The organism is Sphingopyxis sp. YR583 (genome assembly GCF_900108295.1).
Lineage (GTDB): Bacteria > Pseudomonadota > Alphaproteobacteria > Sphingomonadales > Sphingomonadaceae > Sphingopyxis.
Genome location: NZ_FNWK01000001.1, coordinates 1749013 through 1768642, shown reverse-complemented (window position 1 = coordinate 1768642; position 19630 = coordinate 1749013). Strand labels below are relative to the sequence as shown.

18 protein-coding genes and 1 tRNA gene are annotated in these 19630 nt (G+C 65.4%); 9 read left to right on the top strand and 10 right to left on the bottom strand.

Annotated elements, in window-relative coordinates; genetic code table 11:
* Positions 1-2 precede the first annotated feature (2 nt).
* Positions 3-1166, top strand: a complete 1164-nt coding sequence (locus BLW56_RS08190; RefSeq protein ID WP_093510050.1) for an alginate lyase family protein — start codon at positions 3-5, stop codon at positions 1164-1166.
* On the opposite strand, the gene BLW56_RS08185 is transcribed toward BLW56_RS08190, so the two are convergent.
* The 3 genes from BLW56_RS08185 to BLW56_RS08175 form a co-directional block, all read right to left on the bottom strand.
* A complete protein-coding gene (locus tag BLW56_RS08185) occupies positions 1163-2761 on the bottom strand; it encodes an acyl-CoA dehydrogenase family protein (protein WP_093510049.1) in 1599 nt (532 codons plus the stop codon). The two genes, BLW56_RS08190 and BLW56_RS08185, sit on opposite strands and share 4 nt — an antisense overlap.
* A 74-nt stretch (positions 2762-2835) precedes the next feature.
* Positions 2836-4047, bottom strand: a complete 1212-nt coding sequence (locus BLW56_RS08180; protein ID WP_093510048.1) for a CoA transferase — start codon at positions 4045-4047, stop codon at positions 2836-2838.
* A 65-nt stretch (positions 4048-4112) separates the two neighbouring features.
* Positions 4113-4189: transfer RNA gene (locus BLW56_RS08175), tRNA-Arg, on the bottom strand.
* A gap of 131 nt (positions 4190-4320) precedes the next feature.
* Here BLW56_RS08175 and BLW56_RS08170 point away from each other — a divergent pair.
* The gene (locus BLW56_RS08170; RefSeq protein WP_256203349.1) at positions 4321-5352 is read left to right on the top strand and encodes a YeiH family protein; all 1032 of its coding nucleotides are present in this window, start codon (positions 4321-4323) and stop codon (positions 5350-5352) included.
* Positions 5353-5383: 31 nt separating this feature from the next.
* Here BLW56_RS08170 and BLW56_RS08165 read toward each other — a convergent pair whose 3' ends face one another.
* Positions 5384-6181 carry a zinc-ribbon domain-containing protein gene (locus BLW56_RS08165; RefSeq protein ID WP_093510046.1) on the bottom strand — a complete coding sequence of 266 codons (798 nt, stop codon included), beginning with the start codon at positions 6179-6181 and terminating at the stop codon, positions 5384-5386.
* A gap of 205 nt (positions 6182-6386) precedes the next feature.
* Between BLW56_RS08165 and ftsE the strand changes: the two genes are divergently transcribed.
* Genes ftsE through BLW56_RS08145 form a run of 4 tightly spaced genes read left to right on the top strand, consistent with a single transcriptional unit; the run spans position 6387 to position 9261 of the window.
* Positions 6387-7082 (top strand): cell division ATP-binding protein FtsE, encoded by a 696-nt coding sequence (gene ftsE / locus BLW56_RS08160; protein WP_256203348.1) that lies wholly within the window; start codon positions 6387-6389, stop codon positions 7080-7082.
* Positions 7083-7085: 3 nt separating this feature from the next.
* Positions 7086-7991, top strand: coding sequence for a cell division protein FtsX (locus BLW56_RS08155; RefSeq protein ID WP_093510044.1), 906 nt, complete (start codon positions 7086-7088; stop codon positions 7989-7991).
* Positions 7988-8518 carry a YdcF family protein gene (locus BLW56_RS08150; protein ID WP_058539316.1) on the top strand — a complete coding sequence of 177 codons (531 nt, stop codon included), beginning with the start codon at positions 7988-7990 and terminating at the stop codon, positions 8516-8518. Before BLW56_RS08155 ends, BLW56_RS08150 begins: the two co-directional genes overlap by 4 nt.
* Before the next feature lie 11 nt (positions 8519-8529).
* A complete protein-coding gene (locus BLW56_RS08145; protein ID WP_093510043.1) occupies positions 8530-9261 on the top strand; it encodes a lysophospholipid acyltransferase family protein in 732 nt (243 codons plus the stop codon).
* Between the two features lie 25 nt (positions 9262-9286).
* Here BLW56_RS08145 and BLW56_RS08140 read toward each other — a convergent pair whose 3' ends face one another.
* Positions 9287-10192: a prephenate/arogenate dehydrogenase family protein gene (locus tag BLW56_RS08140; RefSeq protein ID WP_093510859.1), complete on the bottom strand. Its 906-nt coding sequence runs from the start codon at positions 10190-10192 to the stop codon at positions 9287-9289.
* The gene (hisC, locus tag BLW56_RS08135; protein ID WP_093510042.1) at positions 10189-11304 is read right to left on the bottom strand and encodes a histidinol-phosphate transaminase; all 1116 of its coding nucleotides are present in this window, start codon (positions 11302-11304) and stop codon (positions 10189-10191) included. Before hisC ends, BLW56_RS08140 begins: the two co-directional genes overlap by 4 nt.
* 78 nt (positions 11305-11382) lie before the next feature.
* Here hisC and BLW56_RS08130 point away from each other — a divergent pair, with 78 nt between their 5' ends.
* Entirely contained in the window at positions 11383-12504 is a 1122-nt protein-coding gene (locus BLW56_RS08130; protein ID WP_093510041.1) for a homoserine O-acetyltransferase MetX, read from the top strand.
* On the top strand, positions 12504-13091 hold the full coding sequence (metW, locus tag BLW56_RS08125) for a methionine biosynthesis protein MetW (RefSeq protein ID WP_371262217.1): 588 nt from the start codon (positions 12504-12506) through the stop codon (positions 13089-13091). Before BLW56_RS08130 ends, metW begins: the two co-directional genes overlap by 1 nt.
* On the opposite strand, the gene BLW56_RS08120 is transcribed toward metW, so the two are convergent.
* A complete protein-coding gene (locus BLW56_RS08120; protein ID WP_093510040.1) occupies positions 13088-13723 on the bottom strand; it encodes a TetR/AcrR family transcriptional regulator in 636 nt (211 codons plus the stop codon). The two genes, metW and BLW56_RS08120, sit on opposite strands and share 4 nt — an antisense overlap.
* Positions 13724-13928: 205 nt before the next feature.
* Here BLW56_RS08120 and BLW56_RS08115 point away from each other — a divergent pair, with 205 nt between their 5' ends.
* On the top strand, positions 13929-16289 hold the full coding sequence (locus BLW56_RS08115; protein WP_093510039.1) for a TonB-dependent receptor: 2361 nt from the start codon (positions 13929-13931) through the stop codon (positions 16287-16289).
* Between the two features lie 51 nt (positions 16290-16340).
* Here the strand turns inward: BLW56_RS08115 and BLW56_RS08110 are convergent, their stop codons facing one another.
* From BLW56_RS08110 to BLW56_RS08100, 3 genes are read right to left on the bottom strand one after another with little or no spacing between them, the layout of a single operon-like run.
* Positions 16341-17459 carry a CaiB/BaiF CoA transferase family protein gene (locus BLW56_RS08110; RefSeq protein WP_177175937.1) on the bottom strand — a complete coding sequence of 373 codons (1119 nt, stop codon included), beginning with the start codon at positions 17457-17459 and terminating at the stop codon, positions 16341-16343.
* 10 nt (positions 17460-17469) lie between these two features.
* On the bottom strand, positions 17470-18672 hold the full coding sequence (locus BLW56_RS08105; protein ID WP_093510037.1) for an acyl-CoA dehydrogenase: 1203 nt from the start codon (positions 18670-18672) through the stop codon (positions 17470-17472).
* A gap of 52 nt (positions 18673-18724) precedes the next feature.
* Positions 18725-19621, bottom strand: coding sequence for a mitofilin family membrane protein (locus BLW56_RS08100; protein ID WP_093510036.1), 897 nt, complete (start codon positions 19619-19621; stop codon positions 18725-18727).
* Positions 19622-19630 lie beyond the last annotated feature (9 nt).

Genomic DNA, 19630 nt, shown 5'->3' with positions numbered 1-19630 from the left:
ACATGATTGCGCGCCGCTCGCTGCTCCTTGCCGCCTTGCTCGCCGCCCCGGCAGCATGGGCACGCCCGCAATTTCACACGCCCGACATTCGCGCGATCGAGCGCCGCCGCCTGCTGCCGCAGGCAGCCGCGCTGCTCGCTGCGGCGCCGCGCACCATCGCCGTTATTCCCGCGCCGCGCAGCCCCGCAGGGCCGCAGGACTATTATTCCGAAGGCGATTATTGGTGGCCCGATCCGGCGAATCCCGGCGGCGCCTATGTGCGCCGCGACGGCCGTTCGAACCCCGACAAGTTCGACGGTCACCGCGACGCGATGATCGCCTTCGGCCGCACCGTCCCGGCGCTCGCAGCGCTTTGGGAGCTAACTGGTGAAGCGCGGTTCGCCGACGCCACGATGCGCCATCTTCGTGGCTGGTTCGTCGACCCGGAAACGCGGATGAACCCGAATCTCAACCATGCGCAGGCGATCATCGGCGTCAACACGGGCCGCGCGATCGGCGTGATCGACACGCTGCAAATCGTCGAGGTCGCACGCGCCGCAGCTTTGTTCGCGCGCAAAGATGCGCCGGGCTATGCCGCGATCCGCGCGGGGGTGGAGGGCTGGTTCACCGAATATCTGGACTGGCTCACCACCTCTCCTTTCGGCACCACCGAACGCGATGAAAAAAACAATCATGGCACCTGCTGGCTCCTCCAGACGGTGTCGTTCGCCGCACTGCTCGGCCGCGACGATCTGATTCAGGAAGCGCGTCACCGGCTGCAGACGATCATCGTCCCGAACCAGATCGAACGCGACGGGCGCCAGCCGCTCGAACTCGCGCGGACCAAACCCTATGCCTATTCACTCTTCAATCTCGACGTGCTGGCGGCGACAGCATGGCTCGTCGGAGGCCGCGAGCTGATCGACTGGCAGACTTCCGACGATCGTTCGATCAGCGGCGCGATCGCATGGATGGCACCGTTTATCGCGGACAAGAGCAAATGGCCGCTTCCGCCCGATATCGAATATTGGGACGGCTTTCCGGTGCGCCAGCCGAGCCTGCTCTTCGGCGCCATGGCACAAAAACGCGCCGACTGGCTGAAGCTTTGGCAACACCTCGATCCCGATCCCACGACAGCGGAGGTCGTGCGCAATTTTCCGGTGCGCCAGCCGTTGCTCTGGCTCTAGTTTCGGCCCTCGACCAGCCCGCGCGCGATTACCTGCGCCTGAATCTCGGCAGCCCCCTCGAAAATGTTGAGGATACGCGCGTCGCAAAGCACACGGCTGATCTCATATTCGAGCGCATAGCCGTTGCCGCCATGAATCTGCAGGCTCGCATCGGCATTCGCCCACGCCGCCCGCGCGCCCAGCAGCTTCGCCATGCCCGCCTCGATATCGCAGCGTTTGCCCGAATCCTTCGCGCGCGCGGCGGCATAGCTCAGTTCGCGCGCCATCACGAAATCGACGAGGCTCATCGCGAGCTTGTCGGCGACGCGCGGGAAATGGATGATCGCCTTGCCGAACTGTTTGCGGCCGCGCGCATAATCGAGGCCGAGTTCGAGCGCGCGGCGCGCCACCCCGACCGCGCGCGCCGCGGTCTGGATGCGTGCGCCCTCAAAGGTTCGCATCAGTTGCTTGAAGCCCTGTCCCTCCTCGCCGCCGAGCAGCGCATCGGAATGCGCCGTCATCCCGTCGAACTGCAACGCATATTCCCGCATGCCGCGATAGCCGAGCACCTCGATCTCGCTGCCGCTCATGCCCGCGGCGGGGAATGGTTCGGCCTCGCTCCCACGCGGCTTGGGCACGAGCAGCATCGACAGTCCGGCATAGCCCTTTGCGTCGGGGACGGTGCGCGCGAGCAATGTCATCAGGTCCGAGCGCGCTGCGTGGGTGATCCAGTTCTTCGCGCCATCGATAACCCAATGTTGTCCCTCGCGGCGCGCTTTCGTCTGGAGCGAGCCAAGGTCCGAGCCGACGTCGGGTTCGGTGAACACCGCGGTCGGCAGAATCTCGCCGCTGGCGATTTTCGGGAGCCATTCGGCCTTCTGCGCCTCGGTGCCGCCGAGCACGATCAATTCGCCCGCGATTTCAGATCGCGTGCCGAGCGAACCGGTGCCGATCCACCCCCGCGACAGCTCTTCGGTGACGATGCACATGACGAGCTTGCCGAGGCCAAGACCGCCGAACTCCTCGGGAATGCAGACGCCGAAGGTGCCAAGGTCGGCCATGGCCTGCACCGTCGCGTCGGGGATCAGATCGTTGGCGAGATGCCAGCCGTGCGCGTGCGGGATGATCGCAGCGTCGGTGAAGCGGCGATATTGATCGCGGATCGCGTCTAGGTCGGCGTCATGCAATGTCTCGCTCGGCCAATGCCCTTCGGCGAGCGCGGCGGCGACGTCGGCGCGGGTCGCGGCATGATCGGCGTCGAGCAGATCGGCACAGGCGTCGGCAAGTGCGCGCGCCGCCGCACCGACGCCAAGGTCGGCGGGACGGAAGATTTCATTCTGCCCCATCGGCAGACCGCCGGCGAGCTGTCCGATGCTCTCGGCAAAGGCAAGCGTGGCGATCTTCGCGTCGAGCGGATTCGCCTCTTTGCCCGCATCGAGCCAGTCGATCGTCGCATCCAGCGCCGCAACCGTCGTCGCGACCCATGCAAAGCCGTGCGCCGCGCGCTGCTGACCATCGATCGGGGTTGCAGCCAACCGTGCGGTCAGCGCCGCGTGCGCCGCGCCGCGATAGGCGCGTACCGCCGTCAGCGCGTTATGAAGCGTAGCGCGCGTCATTGGAGCTTGTTCCTTTTCCTTCGCCGTCCCGGGCCTGATCGGGGTTGATGATGACCGCGCGACGACGGCTCATCCTATTGCTTTCCTCCGTCGGCGATTCCGACGATACCGGCATCGATCAGGCGGGCGAGTTCGCCGCTCGAAAGCGACAGACGATTGCTCAATATTTCCTCGCTATGCTGTCCGTTGCGCGGCGCAGAAGCAGGCGGTCCGCGCTCCTGCTGCGGCAATGTCGCAAAGGCGCCGGCGGCGGGATAGGCAAATCCGCTAGGATTGGCGGCTTGCCCGAAGATAGGATTGTCGGCGACGAGTGCTGGATCCTGTACCGCATCGTGCATCGTGCGATAGGGCGAATGGACGATGCCCCCGGCGTCGAACGCTGCAGCGAGGTCGGCGTGGTCGCGCCCCGCGATCGCACTCTCGAACAGGGGATAGAGCGCATCGCGATGGACGAAACGGAGCCCGTCGTCCTTGGCGAAGGAAACCCCGCGCGTGGCCTCGATCGCTGCGATCGCCTCACCAAGACCAAGTGCCGCGACCAGATTCGTCCATTGGCGCGGGGTCACGACGACGATCATCGTCCGCCGGCCGTCGCGGGTCACAAAATCGCGCCCGAACAGGCCATAGACAGCATTGCCAAGCCGCGGCCGGTTTGCGCCCGCGTAAAGCACCTCGGCGAGGCCGCCGAGATTGGCGACGGTACCGATCGCAACGTCGGACAGCGGCAGCCGTATCTCGCCACCCTCGCCCGTCATGGTCCGCCGCTGGATCGCCGCGAGCAGTGCGAAGGCCGCGTAAGCGCCGGTGAGCAGATCCCATGCCGGCAGGACATGGTTGACCGGGTCGGGGCCTGCGCCCGTGAGCATCGGATAACCGACGCTGTTGTTCACCGTATAGTCGAGCGCGGGCGAGCCGTCGGCCCATCCCATCACGCGCACGGTGATCAGGTCGGGCCGCCCCTCGGCCAGCACCTCGTGCGACAGGAACCCCCCGACCGGAAAATTGGTGACGAACTGGCCGGTCGCGCGCACCAGCGCCTGCAACAATTCGCGCCCCTCGGGCCGGCCAAGATCGAGGGCGACCGACTTCTTCGCGCGATTGAGATTTTCCCAATAGAGCGAATCATTGGCATCGGTGACGGGCCAGCGCCGGAAATCGGGGCCACCGCCAATCTGGTCGACGCGGATCACTTCGGCGCCCATTTGCGCACAATAAAGCCCTGCGGTCGGAGAGGCGACAAAGGACGATGCTTCGATCACCGACAGGCCAGCCAGCAGGTCGTACATCCGGCCCCCAATCGCTCGCGAAAATATTTCGCGAGATTACCCGGCATTTTTGCGCGGTAGGAAAATGGCGCACCCGAAGGGATTCGAACCCCTGGCCTCTGCCTTCGGAGGGCAGCGCTCTATCCAGCTGAGCTACGGGTGCCGGTAGAGCGCGGCCTCTAGCAAGCCCGCGCGCTGCCAGCAATGGCCTATCGACCATGGCGCGCCGATGTGCGAAGCGCGGCGCATGGGCAGAAAGCATCCTGCGTGAAATCATCCGAACAGGGTTGGCCGATGGCCGCCGATCTTTATGGCGAGATGCAGCTTGAGGCGCACCCGCCCGCCAAGCGGCGCTGGCGCGACTTTCTGCCCGGCATTCTCGTCACCGCGACCGCCGCGCTCGCCGCCGCGTGGCTGGCCGACCATTATGCCGCACCGCTGGTGCTGATGGGGCTGCTGATCGGCCTCGCGATGAGTTTCCTTTCGCAAGACAAGCGCACCCACGCCGGGCTCGACCTGATGTCGCAGACCGCGCTACGTATCGGGATCGTCCTCGTCGGCGCGCGGATCACCGCCGAACAGCTGGTTGAACTCGGGCCGTGGCCCTTCGCCCTGCTGGTCCTCATCATGTTGGCAGTCATCCTGATTACCGTGGCGAGTGCGCGGCTGTTCGCGCAGGACCGGCATGCGGCGCTGCTCGCCGGCGGGGCGACGGCGATCTGCGGCGCCTCCGCTGCGCTCGCGCTTTATTCGCTGATCGGCGACCGACGCGTCGACCAGGCGCGATTCACGCTGACGCTCGTCGGTATCACCGTCGCGAGCGCGTTTGCGATGACGCTCTATCCGGTTCTCGCGGCCGAGCTGGGGTTGACCGACGCGCAGGCGGGATTTCTGATCGGCGCCTCGATCCACGACGTCGCGCAGGCGATCGGCGGCGGCTTTTCCTTTTCGCCGGCCGCGGGCGAGGTCGCGACGATCGTCAAGCTGACCCGCGTCGCCCTGCTTGCGCCGATGCTGATGCTTGTAGCATTCTGGCTTGGCCGCGCTGGCGAAGGAGAGACGGGGCGGATTCCGCTGCGCCTCCCCTGGTTCATCCTCGGTTTTCTGGCCATCGCCGCACTCAACTCGCTGATAGCGATCCCGAAGCCCGTTCAGGACGGCGCCGCAACGGGAGCGCAGGCGCTATTGCTGCTCGCGATCGTCGCGACCGCGATGAAAGCGCGGCTGCACCTTTTGCTCGATCAGGGATGGCGCAGCTTTGCGCCCATCATCGTCGCGACGCTGACAAGCTTTCTGTTATCACTTGCTGCGGCGATGAGCCTGTGACGCCACGACGTCACCGAAAGCATTTTCGATGTCAGCTTTTCGGTAGCGCCCAACTGACCGTAAGCTGCGTCGCGCGGCGCGGAATATCGAGCTTCGCCTCGCTGAAATTGACCTTCTCGTTCGGCGGCAGCATCCGCACCGGCGGCTTGATCGTCCAGCTATAGACGATCGTTCCCTGCGCATCGCGCAGCTCGGCAAGGATCGGCGGCACGCGCTGTTCGCGGTCGGTGGGGTTGATGATCACCCCCGACGCGGCGAAATAGATCGTGCCGTCGGCAAGTTCGCGGTGATCCTGGTTCGGCGGCAGTTCGATCACCAGGTCGGGCTCGTCGGCGCCGCCCGGCAGGCCCAGCCCCTGCGCCCAGGCCGGCAGGCCGAAATACATGAGTCCCCCGGTCGCGGCGAGCATCAGCGCGGCGGCGCTGGCGGCGACGATCGTCCAACGCTTTGCGGGGTTGCGCCGCGGCCGACGGAACGGCAGCGGGGCATCGTCGACCGGCGGCGTGCCGCGGCGCGCCGGCTCGGCAGCAAAGCCCGAGGGTGCCGAAACCGGGCCGGGTTCGGAGAAATCCGAATAGGTGGCGGCCGGGACCGGCGGTGCTTGGGGGGCCGGCGTCGACGCGGGCGCCGGAGCCGGTTGTGAAGCGGACTCGACCGAGGGCGCGGGCGGAGGCGCGACTGGGGCCGTCGCGGCTTCTACCGGCGCGGCGGCCGGCTCCTGAAACCAGCTATGGCGGCAATTGGCGCAGCGCACGGTGCGGCCTGTGGGTCCGATCGCCGTATCGGGAACGACATAGCGTGTGTGACAGGACGGACATGCAAGGATCATGGGCTTCCTCTAAACACGGCGATTCGCGCGTTGCAAGCGCCGCGTGCCGTTTGAGTCGGCTACAGCACTTGTCCTCTGTGGATAGCCGTGCGAGATGCTGCCGGATGAGCGGACCAGCGCCCCTGTTCCTTGACCCCACGCCGGCGCGAAACAGCGGGCCGGTGACGCCATGACGGACGCCGCTCCGGCGCGGCCCGGGGGGGCCATGGTCGAATTCGACGGGGTTGGCCTTCGCTATGGCCCCGACGCCGAAATATTGAGCGATATCAGCTTCAATCTTCAACCGGGCAGTTTCTATTTCCTCACCGGCGCATCGGGTGCGGGCAAAACGTCGCTGCTCAAGATGCTCTATCTCGCGCAGCGCCCGAGCCGCGGCATCGTCCGCCTGTTCGGTGAGGATCTGGTCGCGATGCCGCGCCACCGCCTGCCCGGATTTCGCCGCCGTATCGGCGTGGTGTTCCAGGACTTCCGGCTGATCCCCCACCTCAGCGCACGCGACAATATTGCGCTGCCGCTGCGGATTGCGGGGGTCAGCGAAGAGGATTTGTCGGGCCCGGTCGGCGAAATGCTGAGCTGGATTGGCCTTGGCGACCGCGCCGATGCCCGTCCCGCGACGCTGTCGGGCGGCGAGCAGCAACGCGTCGCGATCGCGCGTGCGGTGATCGCCCGCCCGCAACTGCTCGTCGCCGACGAGCCGACGGGTAACGTCGACCCCGACATGGCGATGCGCCTGCTTGGCCTGTTCGAGGCATTGAACCGCCTCGGCACCACCGTCGTCGTCGCGACCCACGATATCCACCTGATCAGCCGCATCGAAAATGCCCAGATGATGCGGCTCGAAAGGGGCCGGCTTTCCGATCCCACCGGGGCATTACGCTATCCGCCGGCGAACCGGACCTGATCGATGATCATCCCGCGCGTTCCCGTCCAGCATCGCCGCCTGCTCCCCGACCGCCGCCTGTCGGGACCGACCCCATGGGTGATCGCGATATTGATGATGCTGACCTTGCTCGCCGCCGCCGCCGGGGTAGGACTCGCCCGGTCGGCGAATGCGATCGGCGCCGCGATCGCGGGACGCGTGACGGTGCAGATCGTCACCGCCAATCCCGTGACGCGCGCCGAGCAGGCCGCGGCGCTCCGCCGTGCCGCCGCCGCGCAACCCTTTGTCCTTTCGGCGCGCTCGGTTGAGCAGGAAGAATTGCAGGCGACGCTCGGCCAATGGTTCGGCAGCGCAGAGGGCGACGATCCGGTCCTGAAATCGCTGCCCCTGCCCGCGCTCGTCGACATCGATTTCGTCGGCGAAGATCGCACCGGCCATATGCGTCAGTTGCAGGCACTGGTCGCGCGCGAGGCGCCGGGCGCGCGGATTATTCCGCACGCCGAATGGCTCGGCCCGGTCGCGCGGCTGATCCGCTCGCTGGCGTGGATCGCCGGGGGCCTCGTCGTGCTGATGACGCTCGCCAGCGCCGCGGTGGTGATCATGACCGCCCGCGCCGCGCTCGCCACTCATTTCCCGACGATCGAGATGCTCCACATGATCGGCGCCACCGACCGTCAGATCACGCGGCTGTTCCAGCGCCGCATCGCGATCGACACCGCCTATGGCATCGCGCTCGGCACCGCCGTTGCCGCAGCGATCCTGCTGCTCATTGGCTGGCAATGGTCGGGGATCACATCGGGCCTCGCCGCGACCGCATCGCTCGGGCCTGCAGGCTGGGCGCTCTTGCTGGCGCTGCCGCTATTGGCTATCGCGCTAGCCGCTCTCACGGCGCGGCAGACCCTGCTCGCCGCGCTCAAGAAGATATTATGATCAAGCGCCTGATTTCGCTGTTGTTCCTTGCCTGGGTGCTCGGCTTCGCATGGTTCGCGCTGCTGTTGCCGCTGCCCGCCGACGCGCAAAAGACCGACGCGATCGTCGTGCTCACCGGCGGCCCCGGACGCATCGACCGCGCGCTCGAACGGCTCGAGGCGGGCGATGCCAAACGCCTCCTCATCAGCGGCGTCGCGCGCGAAGTGAAACCGCGCGAACTCGCCGCCGAATATAAGCGCCCGGTCTCGCTCTTCGATTGCTGCATCGCGCTGGGGTTCGAGGCCGAAGATACGCGCTCGAATGCGACCGAGGTCGCAACCTGGGTGGAACGCCGCAAATATAAGAGTATCCGGCTGATCACCACCGACTGGCACATGCGCCGCGCCGAATATGAAATCGGCCGCGCGGTCGGCGACAAGGTCACCATCCTGCCCGATGCGGTGCGCAGCCAGCCCAACTTCGCGACTTTGTTTCGCGAATATCATAAATATCTCGCGGGGCTGGCGGGCGGGCTTCTCGGCCTCTAAGACCTGCGCCGATGCGCTACACTGTCGCCCTTTTCCGCTCGATCCTCTTTTGGCTGCTCTTCGTCCTGATGAGCAGCTTCAGTTCGATCGGCGCCGTGATCTCGCTACCCATCTCGCACAAGGCGACGATCTGGTTCGTCCGCATCTGGGCGCAGTTCCACCGGCTGATCTGCCGCTTCGTGCTGGGCCAGAAGATTGTCGTCGAGGGCGAAATGCCCGATATTCCGGTGCTTTATGTCTTCAAGCATGAGGGCGCGTTCGAGACGATCGAACAGCCGGGGCTCTTCAAGCATCCGGCTGTCTTTGCGAAGGAACAGCTGTTCAACATCCCCGTCTGGGGCCAGGCGGCGCATTTCTATGGCCTGATCCCGGTCGACCGCGACGGCGGCGGCAAGGCAATGCGCGCGATGCTGAACGCCGCCAAGGCCGCGCTCGCCAAGGATCGCCCGCTCGTGCTGTTCGCCGAGGGAACGCGCATTCCGCACGGCGAGGCGCCGCCGCTGCGTTCGGGTTTTGCCGGCATCTATCGCCTGCTCGGCGTCCCCGTCATCCCGGTTGCGGTGAACAGCGGCATCGCCTATCCGCCGCGCCGCTGGGTCAAATGGTCGGGGACGATCACCTACAAGGTTGGCGAGACGATCCCGGCGGGCCTGCCGCGCGAAGAAGCCGAGGAGCGCGTGTGGCGCGCAATCAACGCGCTGAACCCGCCCGAAGCCTTGCTGGAAGGCTATAAAGCCTCCTGATTCCCGCGAAGATCGGCGTCGGCTTTCAGTGTTTCCGCCCGAAGTCGGGCGCCGCATCATCCTGACCCTGCTCGATGATCGACCGCCGGATCGCGCGCGTGCGCGTGAACCAGTTCTCGAGCTTGTCGGCGTCGCCGCGGCGGATCGCCTGCTGGAGTACCGTCAGATCCTCGTTGAAGCGCTGCAAGGTCGCTAGCACCGCATCCTTGTTGGCGAGGAAGACGTCGCGCCACATCACCGGGTCGCTCGCCGCGATGCGCGTGAAATCGCGAAAACCGCCCGCCGAATATTTGATGACTTCGCTTTCGGTGACTTCCTCGAGCTCGCTCGCGGTCCCGACGATAGTATAGGCGATCAGGTGCGGCAAATGGCTGGTTACCGCGAGCACCATGTCATGATGCGCGGCATCCATCATCTCGACCTTTGCGCCGAGCGCCTGCCAGAAGGACGTCACCGCCGTCACGGCGTCGTCGGATGCCCCCGCGTCCGGCGTCACGATGCACCAGCGGCCGTCGAACAGCGATGCGAAACCCGCAGCAGGGCCGCTATTTTCGGTCCCTGCCACCGGATGCGCGGGAATGATGACATGATCGGGCAACGCCCTGGCGAGCGCCTCGGCCACCCCGGCCTTCGATGAACCGACATCCGAGATGATCGCATCGGCCTTCAGCCCCGGCGCGATCGCGGCGGCCGCATCGGCCATGCGTCCGACGGGCACCGCGAGGATCACAAGGTCGGCGTCCGCCACCGCTGCGGCCGGATCGTCGATGATCGCGTCGCAAAGTCCAAGTTTGCGGGCGATCTGGCGCACCTCGTCGCTGGCGTCGTGACCGATGACGCCTACATCCGGCAGCCGCTCGCTGACCGCGCGCGCGACCGACGAGCCGATCAGGCCCAGTCCGACGATCGCGACGCGCCTTATCGTCATCAGCCGTTCAGCGCGGCGCGGATCGCCGCCGCGAGCCCGCGCGTTTCGTCTTCGGTGCCGATCGTCATGCGCAGCGCGTTCGGCAATCCCTGCCCCGGCAGCCAGCGAACGATATAGCCCGCATCCATCAGCCGGTTGTAGACGGTCTCGGCGCTCACATCGCCCTCGAACAGCACGAGCAGGAAGTTGCACGCCGACGGTACGACGTGCAGGCCATGGTTGCCGAGGCTTTCAAGCTCGCCGGACAGCCACGCGCGCCATTCGGCATTATGTTCGCGGCTGTGCGTCACGAATTCCTCGTCGCCGAGCGCCGCAACCGCCGCCGCCTGTCCGGCGCGCGTGACGTTGAACGGCAGGCGGATGCGGTGCAGCGCCGAAATCACCTCGGCAGCGGCATAACCCCAACCGATGCGTTCGGCGGCGAGCCCGTGGATCTTCGAGAAGGTACGCGTGATGAACACATTCGGCTGCGTCTTTGCGAGCTCGAGCCCACCGTCATCCTCGGCGTCCGAGAGATATTCGCTATAGGCCTGGTCGATCACGAACAGGACATTCTTCGGCAGCCCGGCATAGAGGCGGGCAACCTCTTCGCGCGTCGCGAGCGTGCCCGTCGGGTTGTTCGGATTGGCGAGATAGACGACACGCGTCTTGTCGGTCACTGCCGCGAGCAGCGCGTCGACATCGGTCGCATAATCCTTGTCATCGGCCTCGATCGGCACGGCACCGACCCGGCGCGCCGCGATTTCGTAGACCGCGAAGCCGTAGCGCACATAGAGGATCTCATCGCCCGCGCCGGCATAGGTGCCCGCCGCGAGGTGCAGCAATTCGTCCGAACCATTGCCGCAAATGATCCGCGCCGGATCGAGCCCGAACTTTGCCGCGATCGTCTCGCGCAGCACGGCGGAGCCCGGATCGGGATAGCGCGACAGCGCATCGGGTGTCGCCTGCGCCGCTGCGAAGGCCGCACGCGCTTTCTTCCCCGTCCCGAGCGGATTTTCGTTCGCGCTGAGCTTGATCAGCGGGCGGCCGTCGGCGCCTGCCGACTTGCCCGGAACATAAGGAGCGATGCCGCTGATCCACGGCTTCGGGGTGAGAGTGGCGGTGTGATCGGTCATGCCGCGCCGTTTAACGGCTGCGCGGCCCAAGTCCAGCACGTTGACAGGGTGCGCGCGCACGCTTAGCCCGCGCGAACCATGGCGAGCCTTCTCCACGATATCCGGCATCACAGCGTGACGATCGCCGCGCCGCTGCCTCTCGACAGCGGGCAGGTCTTGCCGTCGGTGACGATCGCCTACCAAAGCTATGGCGCGCTCAACGCCGACAAATCGAACGCGGTGCTGATCTGCCACGCGCTGACCGGCGACCAATATGTCGCGAGCGACCATCCGGCGACCGGCAAGCCCGGCTGGTGGGCGCGCATGGTCGGCCCCGGCAAGCCGATCGACACCGACCGTTTCCACGTCATCTGCGCCAATGTGCTCGGCAGCTGCATGGGGACGAGCGGCCCCGCGTCGCCCGACGCGACAACCGGCGCGCCGCTCGGCATGGCCTTCCCCGTCATCACAATCACCGACATGGTGCGCGCGCAGGCGATACTGCTCGACCATCTCGGGATCGCACGACTTCATGCCGTCGTCGGCGGTTCAATGGGCGGCATGCAGACGCTCGCCTGGGCCGCGGCCTATCCCCATCGCCTCGCCTCGGCGCTCGTCATCGCGAGCGCGGCACGCCATTCGGCGCAGAATATCGCGTTCCACGAGGTCGGTCGGCAGGCGATCATGGCCGACCCCGACTGGCAAGACGGTCAATATTACGGCAGCGCACGCGCGCCGACCAAGGGCCTCGCGGTCGCGCGCATGGCGGCGCACATCACCTATCTCTCCGAAGAAGGGCTGACCGAGAAATTTGGCCGCCGCCTGCAGGCGCGCGATATCAAGAGCTTCGGTTTCGATGCCGATTTCCAGGTCGAATCCTATCTCCGGCATCAGGGGCTCGCCTTCACCGACCGTTTCGACGCCAACGCCTATCTCTATATCACCCGCGCGATGGACTATTTCGACCTCGCCGACCCGCACGACGGGCGGCTTGCCGGCGCGTTCGCCGCCGCGAAAGATGTACGCTTCACGCTCGTCAGCTTCGACACCGACTGGCTCTATCCGACCTCCGAATCGCGCCGCGTCGTGCAGGCGTTGCAGAGTGTCGGCGCCGCGGCCAGCTTCGTCGAGCTGTCGGCGCCCTTCGGCCACGACAGCTTCCTCCTCGACGTCCCCGCGCTCGACCGCCTCGTCGCGGGCGCTTTGGGATCGGGTTTCTGATGGCGCTGCGTCCCGACCTTGCGATCATCGCCGACGCCGTTCCCGCGACGTCACGCGTTCTCGACGTCGGTTGCGGCGACGGCGAGCTGATGGTTGCGCTGCGCAACAAGGGAGTCGACGCGCGCGGGCTGGAAATCGATCCGGCCAACGTCACGGCGGCGATCGCGCGCGGCCAGTCGGTGGTACAGGGCGACGCGAACCGCGACCTTGCCGACTATCCCGATGACGCCTTCGACTATGCGATCCTGTCGCAGACGCTGCAGACGACCGAGCGCCCCGACCGCATCGTCGACGAATTGCTGCGCATCGCGCCGCGCGCCTTCGTCAGCTTCCCCAATTTCGCGCATTGGCGCGTGCGGCTCGCGTTATTGTGGGGCGGGCGCATGCCGGTCACGCGGTCGATCCCGATCGCCTGGTACGAAACCCCGAACATCCACCATGTCACGGTGAGCGATTTCCGCGATCTCGTCCGCGCCAAGGGCATCGGGGTCGAACGCGTCTGGCACCTGTCGGGCGACCGGCCGACGAGCGACGCCGCGGCGAGCTGGCGCGCCGAACATGCGATCTTCCTGATTTCGCGTAGCTAATCCGGCTTTTTCAACCCGTTGGCGAGCAGGTCGTTCGCGATCCGCGCAATCTCCGAAATATCGCTCTCGGTATCCCACAGGCCATAGCGCATTCCCAGGAACACGTTCATCCCACCGATCGCCCATGCGTGGATTTCGCTGACGTCATCGCGGATTTCGCCCCGCGCCGCGCCATTCTCCAGCCGCTGACGCACGCGCGCGACGGTGGTTTCATAATGACGGCGATAGCTTTCATAATCGACGAATTCCGCCTCATCGATGATGCGGTAAATCTCCTTATGCTCGCGCACGAAGCCCAAATAGGATTCGAGCCCGATGCGTTCGGCGCTGATCTCGTCGGGTGCCGCCTGAACCAGCGGCGTGACATGATCGCGGAGCTGCTCGCTCATATAGCGAACGAGCGCCTGGAAGATTTCCTCTTTCGAATCGAAATAGGTGTAGAAGCTGCCGAGCGCCGTCCCCGCGCGGCGCGTGATCGCGCTGATCGATGCCTCGTGAAAGCCGCGTTCGCCGAATTCGATCGCCGCCGCGTCGAGCAGCTTGCGCAGCGTGCGTCGCCCGCGCTCGGTGCGCGGCGTCTTGTCGCGCGCTTCGCTATCGACCCTTGCTGTCGCGGCTGGCGGTTGATCCATAACGGTCCTCGTCTCCCCTCCGTCGCTGCCCCAATCCTGCATCGTGGCTTTTTCGCACCACTGGCAAGCAAAAAACGACGGCTGCACATTCCAAGTTGAAACTTGGTTCATGTTTCATTATTGGATGCGACGCGGCTTGGCAAGCACCGGCCCAAGAAAACCAGAACAGGGTGGCGAGGGGTCACCCGCCACATGGGAGAGTCATATGCGTCCTTTCGCCCGCCCGCTGCGCCGTGCCGTCCTTGCCACCAGCGCGCTTCCGATGATCGCCTTCGTCCCCGCCGCTTTCGCGCAGGAAGCGGGCACGACCGACTCCAGCGACGGAGACATCGTCGTCACCGCTCGCCGCCGCGAAGAATCGCTGCTCGACGTGCCGATTGCGGTTACCGCTTATTCGGGTGCGGCGCTGGAGCAATCGGGCGCGTCCGACATCACCGCCATTTCCGACACGACGCCCAACGTCACGCTGGAAAACTCGCGCGCGACCAATTCGACGCTGACCGCGTTCATCCGCGGCGTCGGGCAGCAGGATCCGGTCGGCGGATTTGAGGCCGGCGTCGGCATCTATCTCGACGATGTCTATCTCAACCGCCCGCAGGCCGCCGTGCTCGACATTTACGATGTGGAACGGATCGAGATTTTGCGTGGTCCGCAAGGCACGCTTTACGGTCGCAACACCATCGGCGGCGCGGTCAAATATGTCACCAAGACGCTGCCGCAGGATTTTTCGCTGAAGCTGCGCGCGACCTATGGCACCTATGACCAGGCAGAGGGTGTCATCACCGCCAGTGCGCCGATTGGCGACCTCCTCCGCGTCGGCGGGTCGGTTGCGCGGCTGTCACGCGGCGGGTTCGGCAAGAATCTGACGACCGGACTCGACAATTATAACAAGGATATCTGGGCAGGGCGGGGCACCGTCGAATTCGGTGGCTATGGCGAACCGGTGCTGATCCGCATTTCGGGCGACTATACCAAGGACAAGTCGCAGCCGCGCGGCGGCCACCGCCTGATCCGCAGCCTGCAGACCGGAACGCCCGTACTCGACGATGTCTACGACACCCGAGGCGGCCTCGTCACGCCGAAGCAGGATATCGAGGCTTATGGTCTCTCGATGAATGTCTCGGCCGACCTGTCGGACACGGTCACGGTGCGTAGCATCAGCGCCTGGCGCAAGGACACGAGCTTCGGCCCGATCGATTTCGACGCGCTTCCCGCTGTCGATGTCGACGTTCCCGGCCTCTACAAGAATGAGCAGCTCAGCCAGGAATTCCAGATTCTCTATCAAAGCGACAGGCTGAACGGTCTGGTCGGCTTCTATTATCTCAATGCGTCGGCGATCACCAATTTCGACGTGTTGCTTTATACCACCGGCAACCTTCTCGGCTTCCCGCAATTCTCGTCCTACACGGGCGGCACGGTCAAGACCGACACATGGTCGGCGTTCGGTGATTTCACCTATGACGTCACCGATCAGCTTTCGATCTCGGTCGGCGGGCGCTACACGTCCGACGTTCGCGACGCCCGCATCCTGAAACAGCGCCGGATTTTGGGGCCCGATCCCCAGCTGGGCGGCAATGCGCCGATTTCGCTGGTCACCGATTCCGATTTCGCGGGCTCGCGCAAGTTCACCAAATTCACCCCGCGCGCCTCGATCGCATTCAAGCCGACCGATGATCATCTGATCTACGCATCCTATTCGAGCGGCTTCAAAGGCGGCGGTTTCGACCCGCGGGGCAACTCCACCGGCGCCCCGGATACCAATCGCGACGGCGTGCGCAGCTATGACGAGATCTTCAATTTCCTGACCTTCGATCCGGAAACGGTCGACAGCTATGAAATCGGGTACAAAGGATCGCTGGCTGACGGCCGCCTGCGCCTTGCCGTCACGGGCTTCCGCGCCGATTACAAGGATGTGCAGATCCCCGGTTCGGTCGGTGTCGACAATAATGGCGATGGCGTGTTCGAAACCTTCGCCGGGATCACGACCAACGCCTCGAAGGCGCGCTTGCAGGGGGTCGAGGTCGAAAGCTCCGCCACGCTGGCACGCGATTTTGCCGGGGACGGATCGGCGATCAACCTCGCGGGGACGCTTGGCTATATCGATGGGAAATATCTGAAGTTCATCAACAATCTGGGCGTCGACGTCGCCGACTACCGGGACATCCAGAACACGCCCAAATGGACCGCATCGGGCACGCTCTCGGGGCAGTTCCCGGGCTTCTCGGGCTCGATCAACGCGTCAACCACGCTGTCCTATCGCAGCAAGACCACGCAGTTCGAAACCCCGAGCCCCTATCTCGATCAGAAGGGCTATGCCCTGTGGGATGCGAATCTGGTCTGGTCGTCGAGCGACGACGGCTTTTCGATCGGCCTGCATGCCAAGAATATATTGGACAAGCAGTACAAGACTTCGGGCTATCAGTTCGTCGCGGTCAACCCGACGACGGGCGTGCCCATCCTGACGCAGGCCGGCAACGTGACGCCCGGTCTGGGACAGGAAGGCGTGGTCACCGCATTCTACGGCAATCCGCGGCAGGTCTTCGTTACCGGCACGGTCAAATTCTGAGCCGGCGCATGTAAAAAGGGGGAAAGGGGCGTCCGTTCGGCGCCCCTTTTTCTATGGGACGAGCGGCGGCGCCCCGGTGGCGGCGACCATACGCTCGCCGTCGATGACGATCGGGCTCGCAACCCCGTCGATCGACGCACCTTCGGGACGGAAGCGCATACCCCGCGCCTGAACCTGCGGGTCAGCGAACACCTGGGCCAGATCGTTGATCGGTCCTGCGGGCACACCCTCGGCCTCGAGCGCGAGCGACAGCGGCTGCGCATCCCATGTGGCGATCTTCGCCGCCAGCAGCGGGATCAGCTCGGCCCGGTTTGCGAGCCGCGCCGCATTATTCGCAAAGCGCACATCGTCGGCCCATTCGGGCACTCCCAATATGGCGCACAGCTTCCGATATTGGCCGTCGTTTCCGACCGCAATGACCAGTTGGCCGTCGGCGGTCGCAAACACCTGATAGGGAACGACATTGACATGTGCGTTGCCCATCCGTTTCGGCACGATACCGCTTGCCAGATAGTTGGCCGCCTGGTTGGCAAGCACCGCGACCTGGCTATCGAGCAATGCCATGTCGACATGCGCCCCCTCGCCCGTGACGTCACGACGTCGCAGTGCAGCCAGGATCGCGACCGCCGAATACATGCCGGTGAAGATATCGGCGTAGGCAATTCCCGCCTTTTGCGGTGGCCCGTCGGGATCGCCGGTCAGCGACATGAAGCCGCTCATCGCCTGCACGATATAATCATAGCCCGCGCGGTGCGCATAGGGCCCGGTCTGGCCGAAGCCTGTGATCGAACAGACCACGAGCTGTGGAAAATCCGCGCGCAATCGCGCCGGGTCGAGCCCATATTTGACGAGCCCGCCGACCTTGTAATTTTCGATGACTACATCGGCATCGGCGAGCAGCGCACGCACGTCTGCCTGTCCTTCGGCCGACGCAATATCGATCGCAACGCTGCGCTTGCCGCGATTGCAGCTGTGGTAATAAGCCGCGCCGAGCGCTTCGCCGTCCGGTCCCGTCACGAAGGGCGGTCCCCATTCGCGCGTATCGTCGCCAGCGCCGGGTCGTTCGACCTTGACCACCTCGGCGCCGAGATCGGCAAGCAATTGCCCGCACCAAGGGCCCGCGAGCACCCGCGCCAGTTCGATGACGCGGATGCCCTGCAGAGGTTTCAAGCCCAAAGGCTCAGGCAAAAGCCGAAATGCCCGTGATCGCGCGGCCAAGGATCAGTGCATGAACGTCGTGCGTGCCCTCATAAGTGTTCACGGTTTCGAGGTTCACCGCATGGCGGATTACATGATAGTCGGCCGAAATGCCGTTGCCGCCGTGCATATCGCGCGCGACGCGCGCGATATCGAGCGCCTTGCCGCAATTGTTGCGCTTCAGAAGGCTGATCGCGTCGGGAACGAGCCGTCCCTCGTCGATCAGCCGGCCGACGCGCAGCGCCGCCTGCGTGCCGAGCGCGATTTCGGTGAGCATGTTCGCGAGCTTCAATTGCACGATCTGGTTCGCCGCGAGCGGGCGTCCGAACTGCTTGCGTTCGCCGGTATAATTGCGTGCCGCTTCATAGCAGAATTCGGCGGCGCCCATCGCGCCCCAGCCGATGCCGTAACGCGCGCGGTTTAGACAGCCGAACGGACCTTTCAGGCCCGAAACATGCGGCAGCAGCGCATCTTCGCCGACCTCGACCGAATCCATGACGATCTCGCCGGTAACCGACGCGCGCAGCGAGACCTTGCCCTCGATCTTGGGCGCCGACAGGCCCTTCATGCCCTTTTCGAGCACGAAACCGCGGATCGCGCCGTCATGCGCGTCGGACTTCGCCCAGACGACGAAGACGTCGGCGATCGGCGAATTGGTGATCCACATCTTCGCGCCCTTGAGGCGATAGCCGCCCTCGATTTTCTCGGCCCGGGTGCGCATGCCGCCGGGGTCGCTGCCCGCGTCGGGCTCGGTCAGGCCGAAACAGCCGACGAGTTCGCCCGAGGTCAGCCCGGGCAGATATTTGCGCTTCTGCTCCTCGCTGCCATAGGCGTTGATCGGGTGGATCACGAGGCTGCTCTGCACCGAGCAGGCCGAGCGATAGCCCGAATCGATGCGCTCGACTTCGCGCGCGATCAGGCCGTAGCTGACATAATTCAGACCCGCGCCGCCATATTCGGGGTCGATCGTCGCGCCGAGCAGGCCGAGCGCGCCCATTTCGGACATGATCTCGCGGTCGAACCGCTCATCGAGAAACGCCGACGTTACGCGCGGCAGCAGGGCGTCGGTCGCATAGGAGCGCGCCGTGTCGCGGACCATCCGCTCCTCTTCGCTCAGCTCCGCATCGAGCTGGAGGGGATCGAGCGGGTCGAGCGCTTCGATGCGCTGCGGATCGGCGAGGGCCATGGAAGGGCGCTTTCTCTCTAAAGGGCGGGCAGCCCCTCGAGAGGCTCGCACGCTATGGGGTCGGTTCGGCCGTTTTGCGGGCCATCGCGGCAGCGGGGCTGTCACGCGGCTCCAATATCGCCGCCGTCTCGATCAGGTCAAGCGCGCGCCGTGCCTCATGATAGCGCCGCGCCTCGATCAGCCATTCGCTCGCGACGTCCGACCCGGGCATTGCCTCGACCTCGGCGATCGCAAGGTCGGCCTGTCCTGCGGTCAGATAGCGCCGCGCGCGATCGAGCCGTTCGGACGCGCGCGGCGACTGCGTTCCCGCAGCGCGCACGACGAACAGCTCGCCCAGTTCGCGGCGCAGCCCGGTCCACAGGCTGCCATTATCGTCGCCGCCGCGCCCGACGAGCTGCGGCGCCATCGCATCGAGTTCGGCGCGAAGCTGTTCGAGTGTCACCGGTTCGCGCGACGTTTCGATGATCGTCTTGACCGCATTGGGTTGGTCGTCGCCGAAACGCAGACGAAGCTGCGCATCGAGATAGCCGAGCGACAGCCCGCGATCGAGCGCACGGCGCACGGCAAAGGCCACGAGCAGCCCCTCGGCGCGCGAGGCATTGCCCGACGCCGATTCGGCCTCGAGCGTGATCCGCGACAGCCGCTGTTCGAGTTCGGCGACGCGCGTCGCCAGCGCATCGGCCCCGTCGACCGGCGACACCATCGGCAGCGCGGCTGCCCCCCCGCTTTTGACCGCGGGCGGACTGGCGGTGCCGGCGGGCGCGCCGATCATTTTTGCCGGAGGCGGCAGATTGTCGCCCGTCAGCCAGCGATTCACAGCCCACCCGCCGCCGCCGATACCGATCAGGAGCAGCAGGAAGGCACCGATGGCGATAGCGCGAAACGATAGTCCCCGTGCAGGGATCGCCTCGTCCGCCGACGACGACGTGTCGATGCTGTCGATTGCCATGTTTCTCTT